Origin of the sequence: Shinella sp. BE166 (assembly GCF_051201095.1) — a bacterium.
GTDB classification, from domain to species: Bacteria; Pseudomonadota; Alphaproteobacteria; order Rhizobiales; family Rhizobiaceae; genus Shinella; species Shinella lacus.
In genome coordinates this window covers 47,797-63,883 of the sequence record NZ_JBPEHL010000009.1, presented here as the reverse complement: position 1 = coordinate 63,883, position 16,087 = coordinate 47,797, and the positions used below count along the sequence as shown (strand labels likewise).

Here is a 16,087-nt window from a genome sequence, read left to right as displayed (position 1 = left end):
CTAAAAGAGTACGGCTGAACGGTGGCTGAACGAAAAAACCCGGCATCTCTGCCGGGCTCCAACTTGAAAATCCTGAGTGAAAGCCGGTTCAGCCGGCAATCTGCAGGTTGACCGCCTTCGGCCCCTTGCCGCGACGATCAGGTTCCGTGTCGAAGCTTACCTTCTGGTTCTCGGAAAGGCCGTTCAGGCCGGAAGCCTGCACAGCGGAAATGTGTACGAAGATATCCGCACCACCGTTGTCGGGCTTGATGAAGCCAAAGCCCTTCTCGGTGTTGAAGAATTTTACGGTGCCAGTCTCGGCCATGCGTCAGGTCCTTTTCTCTCTGCCCGTATATTTGGCGGCGGGCAGCATATAGTTTTGCCCCAAGGGGCGTTAGGCAGGCAGTTCTCGAGGTTGAGGAAAGGGTCCTGTTTTCACCGCAGCCAGCCATCCCCAGACAATCTTATGGACTGTGCGGATCTTGGCTGCCCGGAATTATTTCGCGTCTCCGGCGCGCTTTTATTCAAGGTCTTCCCGTGTTCGCAAATTGCCCGAACGGCGCAAGAGTGATGCGTTTGTGTGAAATTGGCAAGCAAAAGTTTTGGGGTGTGTTTGATGTGCCTCACTTTGGTCAAATTCCGGGCGATTGCCGAAAAATGCCGCAGGTTACAGGCGCGTCACACCGTCTGGTATGACTTATATTGTGAGGGTCAAAGCAACGTGCGCGGCGGGCGCCGCCGTCACTCCGTCGGGCTCGCGCGGGACACGCGCAGTAGTGTGCCGCTGGCATCGTCGGTCAGGAGAAGCAGGGCTCCGTCGGGGGCGACGACCACGTCGCGGATGCGGCCGAATTCGCCGTCGAACAGCCGCTCTTCCGAGACGATCGCACCGCTCTCGTCGCGCTCCAGGCGGGCGAGGAGCTGGTATTTGAGCGCCGCGACGAGCAGGTTGCCGTCCCATTCCGGGAACATCGCGCCGCGGTAGACGGCAATCGCGCCCGGCGCAATGGACGGGTCCCAATAATAAAGCGGGTCCTCGTAACCCTTGGCCGATGAGCCGAGATCGAATTCGGCGCCGGAATAATGCCGGCCATAGGAAACGAGCGGCCAGCCGTAGTTGCGGCCGGGCTGCGGGTTGTTGATCTCGTCGCCGCCGCGCGCGCCGTGCTCGGCCGACAATAGCGTGCCGTCCTTCGGGTCGATCGCCAGGCCCTGCGGGTTGCGGTGGCCCTTCGACCAGATCTCGGCAAGCCCGTCGGAGGTGCCGAGGAAGGGATTGTCGGCATGCGGGCTGCCGTCCGGGTTGATGTGCAGGATGGCGCCGGCATGGTCGCGCGGGTCCTGCGCGCGTTCGTCCTCGCCACGGTCGCCGATGCCGAAGAACAGGCTGCCGTCCTTCGCAACAGCGATGCGCGAGCCGAAATGCTGGCCGCGCGGCGTGAGCCTGCTCATCAGGAAGATGCGTGTCGTGTCTTCGAGCGCGGTGTCGTCGGCCGAGAGTTTGGCCCTGGCGACCGCCGTGCCGGCGCCGCCATCGCCCCTGGCGCTATAGGTCAGGTAGAGCGTGCGGCTGGTCGCGAAATCGGGGGCGAGCGCGATATCGAGCAGGCCACTCTGGCCGTTCGTGGCGACCGCGGGCACGCCGCTGATCGGGGCGGAAATCCGGCCGTTCTTCACGAGGCGCAGCGTGCCCTGCTTTTCCGAGACGAGATAACCGCCATCCGGCAGGACTTCGACGGACCAGGGCTGCTTCAGGCCGGTCGCCAGCGTCTCGACGACGAGCGGGGCCTTCTTGCTGGGGAATTCGCGGGTTTCAGCGGCGGCGGGGGAGGTGGCGAGCATGGCGGCGAAAAGGAATGCCGCGGTCGCGCTCTTTACAATGGCTTGCACGCGCCGAATGTCCTGTCGCATCACCGTCTCCCGTCCTTCGCCGTTAACTGGCCCAGAGCGGGGCGGCTTTCAAGAGCGCAGTCGGCGCGGTGGTGTCACTTTTGCGTGGGCTGAAGGTCGGTGGCGGTCTTTTCGATGCCGGACGTCTTGATCGTGTCGAGTGCCACGGCCGGCGGCGACATCAGGCTGATGACCATCGCGACGCAGGCGGCGAGCGCCGTCATGGCGATCAGGAACATGGCGCGGGCCTCGCGCACCTTCGGCTTGTTGCCGACCTTGTCCTCGTCCAGAAACATCGTTTTCCCCTTCGTCTTTTTCGCTTTGCCGTGACATCGAAAAAACCCGCCGAAGTCGGCGCTTGAAGGACCGAATTGCGGCAAGGCACGGCATTTATTGTGGCGAAAAGATGGCAGGGTAAAAAACCCGGATTTTCAGTGTGTTCGGCCGAATAGACCGCCCGGTTCCGCCGTTCTAGATGCCTCTTCGGCCGAACTGGCGGAGGGGACGGACGACGCGCGTTTCGGCGGGTGCGGCGCTTGCCGCCGCGGTGAGTTCGGCCAGCGCCTGCACCGGTTCGTCCTCAAGCTCGGGGTAGGTGAGGTTGAAGCTCGTCGGTGCCAGTTCCGGACGGGCGAGCAGGTAGCCCTGCATCAGCGGACCGCCCATCTCGCGGCACATCTCGATCATCTCCGGCTCCTCGATGCCGGCGACGATGGCGGTGATGCCCTTCTGGGCGAACTGGCCGATCACGACGCGCAGCAGCGCCAGGCCTGCGGAGTTTTCGGCGAAGCTGCCGAGCCAGGCCGTATCGAAGGTCACGAATTGCGGCTGCAGGCGTTGCAGGCGTTCGAGGTCGCGGTCTTCCCCGGTATAGTCGTCGATGGCGATGGCGAAGCCGCTTTCGTGCAGCCGTGTGGCGAAACGCGACAGCACGTCCGGGTCGTCATAGGGATGTTCGCGGATCTCGCAGGCGATGCGCGCCGGCGGCAGACCGGCCTCGTGGGCGGCAAGCCGCAGCCACTCAACCTCCTGGCGGATCGCCGGCTGGGTCAAATAGAGGCCCGCCTGGAAGTTGATGATGAGCGCCGCATCGCGGCGGCCGAGCGCCCCGGCATTCAGGATATGCAGGCTGCGGCAAAGGCCGTCCACCGCGGCGCGCTCCTCCGGCGGCACGCGCTGGAAGAAATCGGCGGGCGAGCAGGGCATGTCGCCCATGCTGGCGCGGATCAGGCCCTTGAACGCCGCGATCTGCAACCGGCCGTCCGCCCGTTCCGAAAAGATCGGCTGGAGGGCGGATTGCAGCAGATAGGGGCCATAGAGCGCGCTGAGGGCGCCGTCCGGTTGACGGACGAGATTGGAAAATATGCTTCTTTCGCTCATGCAGCGCACCATCCGCCGGAACGATCACGACGGGGCCAGCATAGGCGGCACCCCTTAACGGCACCTTAATCTTTCGCGTAAAAATCTTTATTGTTAAAAGTCGTTTCAACCAATTAGTGTGATGATTTCACGACGCCGCCCCAATTCATTCGCGTCGCTGATGACGTTCATGAAATTTTGCGTGCACGCCCGGCTTTTCCGCTTTTTTTGCCCTTCGCGCTTGCAAGACCGGCGCACATTCGACATAGACCTAACCGCTATGGAGCCGGGCGCTCCGGGTCCATGGCGTCAAGCCGTCTTTGAACCCGATGAGGACATCTCCATCATGGCCTTTCTTGCCGACGCCCTTTCCCGTGTGAAGCCTTCCGCCACCATCGCCGTTTCCCAGAAAGCGCGCGAGCTGAAAGCCAAAGGCCGTGACGTCATCGGGCTTGGTGCAGGTGAACCCGACTTCGACACGCCGGACAATATCAAGCAGGCGGCCATCGACGCGATCAACCGCGGCGAGACGAAATACACGCCGGTCTCCGGCATTCCGGAGCTGCGCGAGGCGATCGCCAAGAAGTTCAAGCGCGAAAACAACCTCGACTACACCGCGGCGCAGACGATCGTCGGCACCGGCGGAAAGCAGATTCTTTTCAACGCTTTCATGGCCACCATGAATGCGGGCGATGAAGTCGTTATCCCGACACCTTACTGGGTGTCCTACCCGGAAATGGTGTCGCTGTGCGGCGGCACGCCGGTCTTCGTCGCGACGACGCAGGAAAACAATTTCAAGCTGAAGGCCGAGGATCTCGAAAAGGCGATCACGCCGAAGACCAAGTGGTTCATCTTCAACTCGCCCTCCAACCCGTCGGGCGCTGCCTATAGCCATGACGAGCTGAAGGCGCTGACGGACGTGCTGATGCGCCATCCGCAGGTCTGGGTGCTGACCGACGACATGTACGAGCACCTGACCTATGGCGACTTCAAGTTCGCGACCCCGGTCGAAGTCGAGCCCGGCCTCTACGACCGCACGCTGACGATGAACGGCGTCTCCAAGGCCTATGCGATGACCGGCTGGCGTATCGGCTATGCGGCCGGCCCGCTGTCGCTCATCAAGGCGATGGACATGATCCAGGGCCAGCAGACCTCCGGTGCGTGCTCGATTGCCCAGTGGGCGGCCGTCGAGGCGCTCAACGGCACGCAGGCTTTCATTCCGGAAAACAAGAAGATCTTCGAAGGCCGCCGCGACCTCGTCGTCTCCATGCTGAACCAGGCCAAGGGCATCGAGTGCCCGTCGCCGGAAGGTGCCTTCTACGTCTATCCGTCCTGCAAGGGGCTGATCGGCAAGACCGCGCCGTCGGGCAAGGTCATTGAGACGGACGAGGACTTCGTTTCGGAACTGCTGGAATCGGAAGGCGTGGCCGTCGTGCACGGCTCGGCCTTCGGCCTCGGCCCGAACTTCCGCATTTCCTATGCCACCTCGGAAGAGCAGCTTGAAGAGGCCTGCAAGCGCATCCAGCGCTTCTGCGCGGCCTGCAAGTAACACGGCCTTTGCCACCACGATCGAAACCCGCCGGAGACGGCGGGTTTTTTGTTTTCGGGCCGTGACATTTCCGCTTTCGCTTCCGATATAGGGAAAAGACGAACATCGGAGCAGGACCATGAAAGCCAAGTCACTCCCCATCGCCGGCCTGGTGACCCTTCTCGCCGCCACATCCGCGCTCGCCGCGGACGGCTATGGCAATGCCGAGCGGGGCGAGGCAGCGCCGCATGGCAGGATCGTGGTCAACGACCGCGTCGAGGCGATGTCGATCTACGATTATTTCCTGAACAATCCGGGCAAGTCCCGCACCGTGCGCTTCGATCCGGGCGAATATTACAAGGGCCTGACCCGCGAGTATGACCGCTAAAGGCGGATCCCCCTCGGCCTTATAAGCCGATCATCGTCAGCATGATGAAGGTGGCGAAGAGGATGAAGTGCGTCATGCCCTCGATGGCGTTCGTCTCGCCGTCATTGAGGTTGATGGCGGCGGCGATCAGCGTGATCATCACCATGACCGTCTGAACGGGCGTCATCGCCATCACGAAGGGCTGGCCCGTGTAAAGCGCGATCGCCTCCATCACCGGCACCGTGAGGATGACGGTGGAGAGCGAGGCGCCCATGGCGATGTTGACGACGGATTGCATGCGGTTGGCAAGTGCAGCGCGCAGCGCCGTCAGGATTTCGGGCGCCGCTGAGATCGCCGCGACCACCACCGCCATCAGCGCCGGCGGCGCGCCGGAGCCCTTGAGGCCCACGCCGAGCAGCACGGACATCACTTCGGCAAGCGCGCCGATCAGCACGACGCCGAGAACGATGACGATAATCGAGAAGGTCGCCGGCTCGTTTTCGTCCGGTGCCTTGCTCGGCAGGCCTTCCTTCCGCTCGGCGCGCGGATAGGCATAGCTGAAGAAATAAGAGTGCGGGCCGACCTGCATGCGCAGGAAGACGCCGTAGAGCGCGATCATCGCGCCGATGGTGAAGGCGGAATAGAGATGCCAGCTTTCGCGCGGCACGAATTCCGGCACGACCATGGAAATGCCCATGGCCGTCAGGATCATCACGCCATAGGTCTTTCCCGAATCGTCATTGTAGGGCTGCTCGCCGTGGCGGATGCCGCCGAGCAGGGCCGCGAGGCCGAGGATGCCGTTGATGTCGAGCATCACCGCGGCATAGATGGTGTCGCGCACCAGCGTCGGCGAGGTCTCGCCCTGCATCATGATCGCCAGCACGACGACCTCCACCAGCACCGCTGCCAGCGTCAGGATCATCGTGCCATAGGGATCGCCGACCTTCGAGGCAAGGATTTCCGCGTGGTGCGCGATGCGGGTCGAGACGAGGATGATTGCGACGACCAGCGCGAAGGCCGCGACGAGCAGCGGCAGGCGCCCCATCTCCAGGAGGCTGTGTTCCGTCGCATAGGCGAGGATTGCGGCCGCAAGGCCGACGAACAGGACACGTTCCTTCACGAGGCTGGAGAGCATGGGCGGGCGGGCTCCTCGGCAGATGCAGCTGCCCTAGATGTAGCCGAGCCGCGGCAAAAGGAAACGCCCGCGGTGGAGGAAACCGCGGGCGTTTTACCTCCACGGGGGAGGCGGGTGCGGGCGCGCCGGATTGCGGCGACGTGCCCGCACGGGATGTCAGGCGACGTTTTCCAGGATCGGGTAATCCGTGTAGCCCTTGGCGCCGCCGCCGTAGAACGTGCCCTGGTCCGGGGCGTTCAGCACGGTGTCGTTCTTCAGGCGGTCCACGAGATCGGGATTGGCGATGAAGAGCTTGCCGAAGGCGACGAGGTCGGCCTTGCCGTCTTCGATGGCGTCGATCGCGAGTTCGCGGTTGTAGCCGTTGTTGACCATCCAGGCCGCTTTGCCGCCGGCCGCCTGGTAGGCTGCGCGCAGTGCCGCATAGTCGAACGGCGTGTCGCCCTGCTGGTGATCGCGCGGGCCGCCCGTGGCGCCCTCGATGACGTGGATATAGGCGAGGCCATACTTGGCGAGGCCTTCGACGACATAGGTGAAGAGCGGCTGCGGATTCGGATCGGAGGAATCGTTGGCGGGCGTTACCGGCGAGATGCGGATCGCCGTGCGGCCGGCGCCGATTTCCGCGGTGATCGCATCGACGACCTGGAAGAGCAGGCGGGCGCGGTTTTCGATCGAGCCGCCATATTCGTCGGTGCGCTGGTTGCTGCCGGAGCGCAGGAACTGGTCGATGAGGTAGCCATTGGCGGCGTGGATTTCGACGCCGTCGAAGCCGGCATCGATCGCGGCGCGGGCGGCGCGGCGATAATCCTCGATGATGCCCGGAAGCTCGTTAAGCTCAAGGGCACGCGGCTCGGAGGTTTCGGCGAAGGTGCCGGTGCCGTCCTCGTTGATGAGGTAGGTCTTCGACTTGGCGCGGATCGCCGACGGGGCGACCGGCTTGCCGCCGTTCGGCTGGAGCGTATCGTGCGAGATACGGCCGACATGCCACATCTGCACGACGATCTTGCCGCCCGCCTTGTGCACGGCGTCGGTCACCTGCTTCCAGCCTTCGAGCGCCTCCGGCTTGTAGAGGCCCGGCACGTCGGCATAGCCCTGGCCCTGATGGGTGATGGCGGTCGCTTCGGTGATCAGCAGGCCGGCGGTGGCGCGCTGCTCGTAATAGGCGGCGTTCAGCGTGTTCGGCACGGCGCCCGGCGAACGGTTGCGCGTCAGCGGAGCCATGACGATGCGGTTGGCGAGCTGGATATCACCGATCTTGAGGGGGTCGAAGAGCGAGGTCATGAAGGGTCCTATTCTGGCTTGGGAAGCGCTCAGAGTGCGCGGTTGATGTGGTGGAGAAAGGCCGCGATCTTTTCGTCGTCGCGTTTGAAGAACACCCACTGGCCGACCTTGCGCGTCGTGACGAGACCGGCGCGCTGCAGGGTGGCAAGGTGGGCTGAAACCGTGGACTGCGAGAGCTCGCAGCGCTTTTCGATCTGGCCGGCGCAGACGCCGAAGTCCAAAGGATGCTCCTGCCCGGCGAAATGCTCGCCCGGCTCCTTCAGCCAGGCAAGGATCTCCAGCCGCTTGGGATGGGCAAGCGCCTTCAGGATTTCGATTTCGTCGGTGTCGGGCGTGGTCATCTCTATCGTGATCTGTCGATGATTATATCGGATGTTCCCGATATTGTGTTCGCCGCTTGCCGATACAAGGGGCCGCCCAAAAAAAACGGGCCAAAAAAATCGGCAAAAAAAGAGGGCCACAAGCGAAGCCTGGGCCCTACAGTTGTGAAGGTTTATAACCTCCAGAGGGGAACAGCCAACGCGCGGCACTGGGAGGAGAAAGACCGCAAGTGCGTTGGCTGTCATAAATATGGAGAAGGGGAGCCGCTTCTTCAAGAGAAGGACGTGCCAAGTTTTCTAACAATGTTGAAAATTTTGTCTTGGTTAATGAAAGGCAAAAAAAGAGGGCCGCAAGATCAACTTGGGCCCTTTATAGTTTTGAAGGTAATAAAACCTCCAGAGGGGAACAGCTGCTGCGGTGGCACTGGGAGGAAAAAGCCACCAAAGTGCATCAGCTGGGTGCGATATGGTGGTTTTTTGGGCATACATCAATCATTTAATGTGCATGCCAGCCATGCATTGGGCGCAGGCCTTGCCGATCACCCTTTTTAGAAGTTCCAGTTGCGTGCCTTGGCGACGATGAAATCCCTGAAAACCTTGAGTTTCGCGGAGTTCTTCATCTCGCTCGGATAGCAGAAATAGGTATCGAAGGACGGGATATCGGCGCTGACCGGCAACTGCAGGAGGCCGGGATCGCGCCCGACAATATAGTCCGGCAGCATCGCGACGCCGATGCCGAGCAGGCAGGCGCGCTTGATCGAGGTCTGGCTGTTGATTTGCAGGATGGAGGGGCGGGGATTGTCCGAATCACGGCCTGCGATCTCCAGCCAGTTGACGTCGAGCAGGTAGTTCGGCGCAGGCTCGCCGAAGGTGATGATCTTGTGGTTGTCGAGATCGTCGATCGACTGCGGCTCGCCGTAGCGGTTGATGTAGGAGGGTGCGGCATAGACGTGCATGTGCACGGTGAAGAGCTTGCGCTGGATGAGGTCCGATTGCTGGGGTTCGCGGAGCCGAATGGCGCAGTCGGCATGGCGCATGTTCACGTCCAGCTCCTCGTTGTCGAGGATGAGCTGCACCTGCATGTCCGGGTAGAGGGCGAGGAATTCCTGCACCTTGTCCGTCAGCCAGCCCTGGCCGAGGCCGACCGTGGTGGTGATGCGCAGCTTGCCGCTCGGCTTCTCGGTGTTTTCCGTCAGCTGCACACGCACGCTTTCGAGCTTCATCAGCACGTCGTGGGCGGTTCGATAGAGGATTTCGCCCTGCTCGGTGAGGATCAGGCCGCGGGCATGGCGGTGGAAGAGCTTGATGCCGACATCCTGCTCCAGCGCACTCACCTGGCGGCTGATGGCCGACTGCGAGAGGTGCAGCTTGTCTGCCGCATGCGTGAACGAGCCGGCCTCGGCCGCGGCATGAAAAATCCGCAGCTTGTCCCAATCCAGCGGCATTCTATCCCCCATATGTCTTTATGGCGGGGAACCATAGGTTTCCCGCCTGGTCGCTGATTCAACTGTTCCCACGTGGGAGGTCGGATCAATTCCGCCTCCCTTAGTTGGCGGCTTCTACTCGGCCGCAATTGCGACAGGCATATGACCTGCAAGGTATTTTTCGGTTTCCAGAGCCGCCATGCAGCCCATGCCGGCGGCCGTGACCGCCTGGCGATAGATGTCGTCGGTGACGTCGCCTGCGGCAAAAACGCCCGGCACGTCCGTCGCCGTGGAATCGGCCGCCGTCCACAGATAGCCGTTCGGCTTCTGGCGCAGCTTGCCCTTGAACAGTTCGACCGCCGGCGCGTGGCCGATCGCCACGAAGACGCCGTCGATGGCGACGTCGCGCGTCTCGCCGGTCTTCACGTTGCGCAGCTTCACGCCGTTGACGGAGGCCGGCATCGGGGGCTTCGGATCGGCGCCCAGATATTCCACGACCTCATGGTCCCAGACGATCTTGACGTTCTCCTTGGCGAACAGGCGTTCCTGAAGGATCTTTTCCGCGCGGAAACCGTCGCGGCGGTGCACGACCGTCACGGTCTTGGCGAGGTTCGAAAGGTACAGTGCTTCCTCGACGGCCGAGTTGCCGCCGCCGACGACGATGACGTCCTTGTTGCGGTAGAAGAAGCCGTCGCAGGTGGCGCAGGCCGACACGCCGAAACCCATGAACTTGTGCTCGGTCTCGATGCCGAGCCACTTCGCCTTGGCGCCGGTGGCGATGATCAGCGCGTCGGCGGTCCATTCGGTGCCGCTGTCGGTGGAGATGCGGAAGGGGCGCACGTTCATGTCGACATTGGTGACGAGGTCGTTGACGATCTCGGCGCCGACATGTTGCGCCTGCTTCAGCATCTGCTCCATCATCCAGGGGCCCTGGACCGGATCGGCATAACCCGGATAGTTTTCCACGTCGGTGGTGATCATCAGCTGGCCGCCCTGTTCCATGCCGGCGATCAGCACGGGCTCCAGCATGGCGCGGGCGGTGTAGATAGCTGCGGTGTAGCCGGCGGGGCCAGACCCGATGATGAGCACCTTTACATGACGGGCAGACATGGTCGTTCCTTTCGGGGTTCTTGCCCCAATTGGCCAAGCCGCGCGGTTGCGCGCAGGCATCGGCCAGCGTGTCGTTGTTCGACCTTCATTTATGAAGGGAGTGCCGCGAGTTTCAAGTGCGCGCGCGGCTTTGCCAACAGACAAGCGAAGGCGCGTGACATATTTGTGCCTCTTGCACTAACAATGTTGCGCTGATGCGGCGATTCGGGTCACATCCGGTCGTCATCCTGAAAGGTTTCGAAAAGTCCCATGTTCCGTGCCGAACTCGACGCTATCGACATGCGTATCCTGAAAGAGCTTCAGGCCGACGGCCGGATGACCAATGTGGAGCTGGCCGCCCGCGCCGGAATTTCCGCGCCGCCCTGCCTGCGCCGCGTGCGTAAGCTGGAGGAGGCGGGCATCATCGAGGGCTATACGGCGCTCCTGAACGCGCCGTCGCTTGGCTACGATCTCGTCGCCTTCTGCATGGTCGGGCTGAAGCACCAGTCGGAGGCGAACCTCAAGGCCTTTGCGGCCGCCACCGGCGAATGGTCGATGGTGCGTCAGGCCTGGATGGTCTCCGGCGACAGCGATTTCCTGCTGCACTGCGTTGCCGAAAACCTCACCCGCTTCCAGGATTTCGTCATCGAGGTGCTCACGGCCAATGCGCAGGTCGATACCGTGCGCACCATGCTGACCATCCGCCAGGTCAAGAAGGTCGGGCTGGTCGAGCTCTGAAATCCCGAAAACGCGACAGGATTTTTTCCGCAAGCTCCGGCGTGGAATTCACCGGCGTGCGGCTGCCGCTCGCCGGCGCCTCGGGAAACCGGCCGATGGTGGCTTCCCGGGAAAGTGCCGCGATGAAGCGGTCTATCTTCTCGTGCCGACCGGAGGGCTGGAAAATCTGCACCGGCACGCCCAGCGCGGCTGCCTCGCCCACCATATTTGTCGAATCGCCGGTCACGACGATCTCTTCGGCCCAGGCGAGATAGGCGAGCAGCGGATTTTCGCCGGTGCCATCCCAGAAACGAGCGTTCGGTTCCTTCGCGAGGTCTGCGAGCGCCTTGGCGAGCGACGGCGGCGTGCGGCGCGAGGCCGTGATCATCAGCCCACATCCCGCGTCGAGTTTTGCGCGCAGCCCGCCGAGCAGGCGGTCGATATCGCCTTGCGTGAATTTATGGTGCCGGCCGTTGCCGCCGACGAGCACGGCGATGCGCGGTTGGGGCAGGGGGGCCAGTGCTGCCTCGAAGGCGGCATGCGCCTCTGCCAGCCGTTGCGGCGAGAGCCGGTTGGGGGCGGTGGTGACGACGAGCACATCGTCGCCGCGCGGTGCGTCGTGTTGCTGCACGATCATCAGGTCGGCGCCGTGCCGGCGGGTGCGCGGGTCCTTGAAGAGCACACAATAGGTTGTCGGCGACAGGGCTTTCAGCGTGCGCAGATAGGGCACTGCGCGCCGGCCCGTGGCGAGGCAGATGTCGGGCCAGGGTGGCGCGAGGGGCGAGCCGGTCTTCGACGGTGCGTCCTTCGGGTCGATCGGCCCCCAGGGCATCAGCCAGGTAAAGGTGCGGCGCGGCGTTACGCGGCGCAGGATCGGTGTCGCGCCGAGCGCTTCCGCAAGGCCGATCAGCGGCTGCTCGTCGCCGGCCTTGCCGTCCGTCAGGACCCAGACGACGGGGGCGCCGCTTTCCGCCATCTCAGGACCGCGGCCCTGTCAGGAGCTTTTCGTAAACGGAAAACTCCTTTTCCAGCATCTGCCGGGTGGTGAAGTTCGCCAGGACGTGCCGCCGGCCGTTTTCGCCCATGGCGGCGAGGCGCTCGGGGTTGGAAAGGGCGTCTTCGAGTGCCGCGGCCAGTGCTGCGACATCGCCGGGTGGCACGAGCCAGCCGGTCTCGCCGGGCAGCACCGTTTCGAGGCTGCCACCATGGTTGGTGGCGATGACGGGCGTTCCCATCGCCTGGGCCTCGATCGCCGCGCGGCCAAAGGCTTCCGGGTCCGTGGAGGCGGAGACGGCGAGGTCGGCCGCGGCGAGGATGGCGGGCACATCGCGCCGACTGCCGGTGAAATGCAGGCGGCCTTCGAGGCCGAGGCGGGCGCTGTCGCGCTGCAATTCGGTGACCAGCGCCTCCGAGCCGCCGCCGATGAAGGCGAGGCGCAGGTCGGGCCGGGCAAGGCGGGCGGCGGCCTCTACGAGCACCGCATGGCCCTTCCACCGCGTGACGCGGCCGACCATCACCACCAGCGGCCCGTCTGCTGTCGCTCCGAGTTCGGCGCGCAACGCAGCGCGTGTCTCGGCGGAAATGCTTGCGGGGTCGAAGAGCGCCGGCTCGACGCCGCGGGGGGCGACGACCACGCGGGCCTCCGGAAAACCATAGACCTCGGTGATGTGCCGGCGGATGAACTGCGAGTTTGCGATGACCAGCGGCGCGCGCAACATGGCGCTGTTGTAGAAGCGCTTCAGGGCATTGCCGTGGCTGTAGACGCCGTGAAAGGTCGTCACGAAATGCACCGGCCGTTTCGCAAGACGCCGCGCCATCAGGCCGACCCAGGCCGGCACGCGGCTGCGGGCATGGATGATGTCGATGCCTTCCGCGTCGACGAGGCGCGCGATGGCGCGCGCGGCCGAAACGGCGGCAAAGGGCGATTTCTTGCCGACCGGGATCGTCACATGACGGGCGCCGGCGGCTTCGGCCGCGGCCACCAGCGGCCCACCGGCGCTGGCGATCCAGTTTTCCATGCCGAGGGTGCCGAGATGGCCGGCCATTTCCACCGCGCTGCGCTCCACCCCGCCATCGCCAAGCGCCGGCAGGAGCTGGATGATGCGGGGTGCAGCAGCCTCTCCGCCGCGCACGGCAAAATCGTTGATCTTGCGCTGCCAGGTCTGTTCGCGGGCGTGCCGGGCGGCGTTTTCCCTGAGGCGCTCGCGAAGCGCGGGGTCGCCGAGCAGCCTGTCCAGCGCCGCCGTCACGGAGGCGCCGTCGGCGCCGTCGCAGAGCAGGCCGGTCTCGCCGTCGAGCACGGCGTCGGAGGCACCGCCGTCGCGGCCGGCGAGGCTCGGCACGCCAAACCAGGCGGCTTCGAGATAGACGAGGCCGAAGCCTTCGACGGAGTTTCCCTCGCGGCGGGCGGGCATGGCGAAGACATCCGCCAACTGGAGAAGGGCGGCCTTTTCTTCCTCCGAGACACGGCCGTGGAAGACCACGGCATCCGCGACGCCGGTCTCCCGGGCAAGGCTTTCCAGCCGCGCGCGATCAGCGCCGTCACCAGCGACATGGAGTTTCAGGCCGGGATAGGCCGGGCCGAGTTTCGCCACGGCTTCGATCAGCTTGTCGACGCCCTTGCGCGGCTCCAGCCGGCAGAGCGTCATGATCTGCAACCCGTCGCCATGCAGCGTTCGCAGCGCACGCACCCGCTCCGGATCGGCCTCCGACTGGGCGGGAACGGTGGGGGTGACGACGCGCAGCCGCTCGGCCTTGACGTAAGGGGCCGCAAGGCCGGCGGTGAACGAGGAATTGGCGATGACGTCCGCCGCCTTGGCCATGGCGGCGCGGATGCGCTCGGCCTTGCGCGCTGAGGGTGCTGCCGGGAACTCCATGCCGTGGGCGAGCACGGTGATCGGCACGGCGACGGTGCCGAGGTTTTCGACGCTTTTCCAGGTGTCGGCAATGATCTGGTCGAAGGCACCAGAGCGGGTCAACTTCTCCGCCGCACGCGCCTTGCGCCAGCGCCGCAGCGGTTTCCAGCCGGAAAAGCGCGTGATGCGGAAAGGCCGCTTCGGGTCCGCCGCGTCCGCTTTGCCATCGGCGAGAACCGTGACGGCGTGCCCGCTTTCCTGAAGCGCGAGCGCCATCGATCCCATCATGTTTTCGATCCCGCCGACGTCAGGCGGAAAACATTGCGTCAGTATAAGGATGTTCATCGTGATGATAGGCTGTCGGGGCTCGATGGGGCTGCCCGCGCGCGACGGCGGCGGCATGTTTCGCAGAACTCCTATCACCGCGGGCCGATATGGTCTATGGAGGCGCGCGCGACAGGAGACGATGACGAATGCAGACGATAGCATGCATGAAATGGGGCACGCGATATCCGGCGGATTATGTCAACCGCCTGTGGTCCATGATCAAGCGCAACACGGTTCGCCCGACCCGGCTCGTTTGTTTTACGGAAGATCCGAGCGGCATCGACCCGGCCGTCGCCGTCTTCCCGCTGCCGCCGATCAATATTCCCGAGCGCGTCGCCTGGAAGCCTTGGCGCAAGATCTCGCTGTGGCAGGCGCCGCTGGCCGATCTCGAAGGCGATGTGCTGTTCGTCGATCTCGACGTGGTCATCACCGGACCGCTCGACGACTTTTTCGACTATGCGCCGGGCCGCTTCTGCATCGCGGAGAACTGGACGCAGCTTGGTAAGGGCATCGGCAACACCTCGGTCTATCGCTGGACCGTCGGCACCAACACGCACATCTTCGACGATTTCATTCGCGACCCGGATGCCAAGGTCAACAAGCACATCATCTCGCAGCGCTACGTCTCGGCGGCCGCCGAAGGCATGACCTATTGGCCGGCCGAATGGTGCGTCAGCTTCAAGCACACGCTTTTGCCGCGCTGGCCGATGAACTTCTTCAAGGACGTGCCGCTGCCGCCGGCCACCCGCATCGTCGCCTTCACCGGCAAGCCGGACCCGGACGAGGCCGTGATCGGCGAATGGCCGGTCAAGGCCTGGTGGAAGAAGGCCTACAAACATGTGCGGCCGACGAAGTGGATCGACGAGAACTGGCGCTAGGTTTTTGTTTTTGCCGCATTCTCCAGATACCATCGATAGGCGCGGGAAATGCCTTCGCGCAGGCCCGTAGATGGCCGCCAGCCCAGGCGCGCCAGCTTCTCGTTCGACATCAGCTTGCGCGGTGTGCCGTCCGGTTTTGACGGATCGGTCTCGATCCGGCCTTCGAAGCCGACGACGTCAGCGATGAGCTTCATCAGGTCGAGAATCGGGATGTCTTCGCCCGAGCCGACATTGATGTGCTCGTAGTCTTCATAGTTCTTCAGGATGAAGACGAGCGCATCGGCGCAGTCCTCGCTGAACAGGAATTCGCGGCGCGGCGTGCCGGAGCCCCAGATCGTCACATGGTCGAGGCTGGCAAGCTTTGCCTCATGCGCCTTGCGGATGAGCGCCGGCACGACATGGCTGGTCTGGAGGTCGAAATTGTCGTGCGGGCCGTAGAGGTTCGTCGGCATGGCGGAGATGAAGCGGGCGCCGTGCTGCTTCATATAGGCCTGGCACAGCTTGATGCCGGCGATCTTGGCGATCGCGTACCACTCGTTGGTCGGCTCCAGGTCGCCGGTCAAGAGCGCGTTTTCCTTGATCGGCTGCGGCGCGAATTTCGGGTAGATGCAGCTCGACCCGAGGAAGAGCAGCTTCTCGACACCCGCCTCGTGGGCGGATTTGATGACGTTCAGCTCCATCGTCAGGTTGCGCTGGAGGAACTCCACCGGGTTGCGGTCATTGGCGAGGATGCCGCCGACCTTGGCAGCCGCCATGACGACCGCGTGCGGCCGGTGTTCTGCGAGGAAGCGCTCGACATCGGACCGCTCTTCGAGATCGACCGCGTCGCGCTGGGCGAAAAGGATTTCGCAATTCTCCGCTTCCAGACGTCTCGCGACGGCGCTGCCGACCATGCCGCGATGGCCGGCGACCCAGACGCGTTTTCCCGTGAGGTCATACAT

Annotated in this window: 17 protein-coding genes; 5 read left to right on the top strand and 12 right to left on the bottom strand. The window is 63.8% G+C overall.

Going from position 1 to position 16,087, the window contains the following annotated elements:
- Window positions 1-88: 88 nt before the first annotated feature.
- The 4 genes from J2Y63_RS21375 to J2Y63_RS21360 all read right to left on the bottom strand — a co-directional run bounded on the left by J2Y63_RS21375 (window position 89) and on the right by J2Y63_RS21360 (window position 3,249).
- Window positions 89-304 carry a cold-shock protein gene (locus J2Y63_RS21375; protein WP_064330734.1) on the bottom strand — a complete coding sequence of 72 codons (216 nt, stop codon included), beginning with the start codon at window positions 302-304 and terminating at the stop codon, window positions 89-91.
- 416 nt (window positions 305-720) lie between these two features.
- Window positions 721-1,890 carry a PQQ-dependent sugar dehydrogenase gene (locus J2Y63_RS21370; RefSeq protein ID WP_435267729.1) on the bottom strand — a complete coding sequence of 390 codons (1,170 nt, stop codon included), beginning with the start codon at window positions 1,888-1,890 and terminating at the stop codon, window positions 721-723.
- Between the two features lie 74 nt (window positions 1,891-1,964).
- The gene (locus tag J2Y63_RS21365) at window positions 1,965-2,165 is read right to left on the bottom strand and encodes a hypothetical protein (RefSeq protein ID WP_256117474.1); all 201 of its coding nucleotides are present in this window, start codon (window positions 2,163-2,165) and stop codon (window positions 1,965-1,967) included.
- A gap of 175 nt (window positions 2,166-2,340) precedes the next feature.
- Window positions 2,341-3,249 carry an EAL domain-containing protein gene (locus tag J2Y63_RS21360; RefSeq protein WP_256117473.1) on the bottom strand — a complete coding sequence of 303 codons (909 nt, stop codon included), beginning with the start codon at window positions 3,247-3,249 and terminating at the stop codon, window positions 2,341-2,343.
- A gap of 325 nt (window positions 3,250-3,574) precedes the next feature.
- On the opposite strand from J2Y63_RS21360, the gene J2Y63_RS21355 reads away from it, so the two are divergent.
- Window positions 3,575-4,777: a pyridoxal phosphate-dependent aminotransferase gene (locus J2Y63_RS21355; RefSeq protein WP_256117472.1), complete on the top strand. Its 1,203-nt coding sequence runs from the start codon at window positions 3,575-3,577 to the stop codon at window positions 4,775-4,777.
- A 118-nt stretch (window positions 4,778-4,895) separates the two neighbouring features.
- Entirely contained in the window at window positions 4,896-5,144 is a 249-nt protein-coding gene (locus tag J2Y63_RS21350) for a hypothetical protein (RefSeq protein WP_435267728.1), read from the top strand.
- 19 nt (window positions 5,145-5,163) lie between these two features.
- On the opposite strand, the gene J2Y63_RS21345 is transcribed toward J2Y63_RS21350, so the two are convergent.
- The 3 genes from J2Y63_RS21345 to J2Y63_RS21335 form a co-directional block, all read right to left on the bottom strand.
- A complete protein-coding gene (locus J2Y63_RS21345) occupies window positions 5,164-6,258 on the bottom strand; it encodes a calcium:proton antiporter (protein ID WP_435267727.1) in 1,095 nt (364 codons plus the stop codon).
- Window positions 6,259-6,414: 156 nt separating this feature from the next.
- Complete coding sequence (locus tag J2Y63_RS21340) at window positions 6,415-7,536, bottom strand: alkene reductase (RefSeq protein ID WP_435267726.1); 1,122 nt, start codon at window positions 7,534-7,536, stop codon at window positions 6,415-6,417.
- A gap of 29 nt (window positions 7,537-7,565) precedes the next feature.
- Window positions 7,566-7,877, bottom strand: coding sequence for an ArsR/SmtB family transcription factor (locus J2Y63_RS21335; protein ID WP_435267725.1), 312 nt, complete (start codon window positions 7,875-7,877; stop codon window positions 7,566-7,568).
- A gap of 18 nt (window positions 7,878-7,895) precedes the next feature.
- Between J2Y63_RS21335 and J2Y63_RS21330 the strand changes: the two genes are divergently transcribed.
- The gene (locus J2Y63_RS21330; protein ID WP_435267724.1) at window positions 7,896-8,408 is read left to right on the top strand and encodes a hypothetical protein; all 513 of its coding nucleotides are present in this window, start codon (window positions 7,896-7,898) and stop codon (window positions 8,406-8,408) included.
- On the opposite strand, the gene J2Y63_RS21325 is transcribed toward J2Y63_RS21330, so the two are convergent.
- Window positions 8,405-9,301, bottom strand: coding sequence for a LysR family transcriptional regulator VtlR (locus J2Y63_RS21325; protein WP_256117466.1), 897 nt, complete (start codon window positions 9,299-9,301; stop codon window positions 8,405-8,407). The genes J2Y63_RS21330 and J2Y63_RS21325 overlap by 4 nt on opposite strands.
- A gap of 114 nt (window positions 9,302-9,415) precedes the next feature.
- Window positions 9,416-10,390, bottom strand: a complete 975-nt coding sequence (gene trxB, locus J2Y63_RS21320; RefSeq protein ID WP_435267723.1) for a thioredoxin-disulfide reductase — start codon at window positions 10,388-10,390, stop codon at window positions 9,416-9,418.
- A gap of 249 nt (window positions 10,391-10,639) precedes the next feature.
- Here trxB and J2Y63_RS21315 point away from each other — a divergent pair, with 249 nt between their 5' ends.
- Window positions 10,640-11,107, top strand: coding sequence for an Lrp/AsnC family transcriptional regulator (locus J2Y63_RS21315; protein ID WP_256117464.1), 468 nt, complete (start codon window positions 10,640-10,642; stop codon window positions 11,105-11,107).
- On the opposite strand, the gene J2Y63_RS21310 is transcribed toward J2Y63_RS21315, so the two are convergent.
- Complete coding sequence (locus J2Y63_RS21310) at window positions 11,079-12,062, bottom strand: mitochondrial fission ELM1 family protein (RefSeq protein WP_435267722.1); 984 nt, start codon at window positions 12,060-12,062, stop codon at window positions 11,079-11,081. The genes J2Y63_RS21315 and J2Y63_RS21310 overlap by 29 nt on opposite strands.
- A gap of 1 nt (window position 12,063) precedes the next feature.
- Window positions 12,064-14,286, bottom strand: a complete 2,223-nt coding sequence (locus tag J2Y63_RS21305) for a glycosyltransferase (protein WP_435267721.1) — start codon at window positions 14,284-14,286, stop codon at window positions 12,064-12,066.
- A 128-nt stretch (window positions 14,287-14,414) separates the two neighbouring features.
- Here J2Y63_RS21305 and J2Y63_RS21300 point away from each other — a divergent pair, with 128 nt between their 5' ends.
- A complete protein-coding gene (locus tag J2Y63_RS21300; RefSeq protein ID WP_435267720.1) occupies window positions 14,415-15,146 on the top strand; it encodes a hypothetical protein in 732 nt (243 codons plus the stop codon).
- Here J2Y63_RS21300 and fcl read toward each other — a convergent pair.
- Window positions 15,143-16,087: a GDP-L-fucose synthase gene (gene fcl / locus J2Y63_RS21295; protein WP_435267719.1), complete on the bottom strand. Its 945-nt coding sequence runs from the start codon at window positions 16,085-16,087 to the stop codon at window positions 15,143-15,145. The two genes, J2Y63_RS21300 and fcl, sit on opposite strands and share 4 nt — an antisense overlap.